This is a genomic window from Bacteroidota bacterium (genome assembly GCA_039821555.1).
GTDB lineage: Bacteria > Bacteroidota > Rhodothermia > Rhodothermales > Rubricoccaceae > JBCBEX01.
In genome coordinates, this window is sequence record JBCBNX010000042.1 from 1 (window position 1) to 2,296 (window position 2,296).

The 2,296-nt window shown below is 67.1% G+C and carries 1 protein-coding gene; it reads right to left on the minus strand.

Annotated features, from left to right (window positions below; translation table 11 throughout):
• Positions 1-2,296: condensation domain-containing protein (locus AAFU51_18745; GenBank protein ID MEO1573288.1), on the minus strand; the 2,296-nt coding region annotated here is incomplete at both ends.

The window sequence follows — 2,296 nt, forward strand, 5'->3', positions numbered from 1 at the left end:
CACGCAGCGAAAACGGACGGCTCCGCTCCTCCCTCACCAGTTGCCGGGCCACGGCCTCCGCATCGGCGAGGCCGCTCACGTCCACGACCGGCACGACCAATGCGGCCTGCGCCTCCGCCGCCGGCGTGATCACCTGATGCGGCACCCCCTCCGGCGCCACAAACCGCGTACGCAACGCCTCGTGACGACCCACCACATGACGCAGCGCGCCTCGCAGCGCGTCCACCGAGAGCGGACCCGTCAGGCGAACTGCCACCGGAATGTTGTAGGCCGGGCTCTCCGGCTCGATCTGGTGCAGGAACCACAACCGCTGCTGCGCAAACGACACCGGCACCTCCGACGGACGCGCCTGCGGCTCCAGCGGCGGCCGCGACGGACCCGACGCCTGCAGCGTCTCGATGTGCGCGGCGAGCGCCTCCACCGTCGGCGCGTCGAACACCGCGCGCACGCTCAGCTCCACGCCGAGGCGGCGGCGCAGGCGGGCCACGAGTTGCATGGCCATGAGCGAGTGGCCGCCGAGGGCGAAGAAGTCGTCGGTGCGGCCGACGCGGGGCCGGTCGAGGAGGCCCGCGAGGGTGTCGGCGAGCGAGTGCTCGAGGTGTGTGCGGGGAGGCTCGTAGACCTGGGCGGGTCCTTCAGCGTTGACAGGACCGCCGGTTAGTAGCGTCTGCAGGGCGCGGCGGTCGACTTTGCCGTTGGAGGTGAGCGGTAGCGCGTCGAGCACCGTGATGGAACTCGGCACCATGTACGACGGCAATCGTGACTTGAGGTGCAGCCGGATGCGCGAAAGCAGATCGTCCTGGTTCCGCTTCACGACGGACAGGTTGCCCAGCGTCGCCCACGCTTCCTGTCCCGACTTCGCAGAGTGCGTTGTCGTGACGAGAGGTCGTCTCTGTCCTTCGACGATGGGATACAGGTAGGCCGAGAAATACCCGTCGATCGGGTCCTCCTCCCACACCGCTATGAGCTCGTAACCAGCCTCATGGGCGACGGCTTCAAGCGCGCCTGGGTTCACGCCATGGGGCTCGGCGTCGTCCACCAGCACCGAGGCGTCCGTCGAAAGCGATAGGTCTTCGAACCGCTTTCGCGCTTGCCCCTCTGTGCGAATGCGCACGTTGGGGACGTGCTTCACCACAAGGCACGCGGGCGCGCTTCCGAGGTACTCCTCCAGCGCCGTGGTCGATAGGTCGTCCTGTTCCCAGTCTAATAGGACGGCATCGTGGGGAAGCTGGGGAGACGGCTCCGTCCCGAGCACGACGTCGTATCGATACTTCGTCAGTTCGTTGACCGCCTCGCCGCCTCGCAAGCGCACTTCAGCCGAGGCTAGTTCGGGAAGCTCAGTCGCGATCCGCTGGAAGAACGCAGGATCTACCGCTAGTTCCTTCTCCTTGCGTCGGGCCTCGTCGGCCCTCGCCTTCACGTCGAGCAACGTGTCCGCTGCGTCCGAGCGATGCAGCTGGACCGAGAAGTGGAAGAGGTCCAGGAGCGGGTAGCTGCGCACCCCGCCGATGAAGATGTGGCCGCCGGGAGCCAGCACGCGGGACGCTTCGGTGAGTACCCGCGCGAGATACTCGACGCTGGGCATGTATTGGACGACCTCGTTGATGATGATGAGGTCCGGCTTGACGGATCCGACGACGTGGTATTCATCTGCGGCCCCGAGCCCGATTTCGACGTGGCTCAGCGTCGGCTCCGACTGAGCCATCTGCTTGAGTTCGAGCACCGCCTCGGCTGACACGTCCGTCCCCACGTACGTCTCGCAGTGCGGAGCGACGCGCCGCAGAAGCAGGCCGGTGCCGCATCCCACCTCGACGACGTGCCGTGGCTTGAGGGAGAGGATCCGGTCCACGGAGTCCTCAACGCATTCCAAGATTTCCGACTCGGGCAGAGGTTTGCCTGAGAACGAGTCGATCCAGACGCGCAGGCTCACCCCGGCGTCTACGTCTGCACGGGCATCTGTCGCCGCGTAGGCGTCGTCGAAGATGGCTCCCCAGTGAGACACCAGTTCTGTGTCGGCTTCGCTCTCTGGCGTGACCAGCTCAGGCAGGTCGACTGCACCGTCGCCGCTGATGCTGCCGTTCGCGATGACCCCGGCTGCGTCGAGGCCGTCGCCTCCAATCGCTTCTACTACGAAGCCGGTGAGTCCGCCCTCGCTCCACACCACCGCCGACGACGACACCCCCGGGGCCCCCAACAGCGCCGCCTCCACCTCGCCTACCTCCACCCGGTGCCCCCGCACCTTCACCTGTCCGTCCTCACGCCCCTCGTACACCAGACGACCATCGCCCAGCCGCCG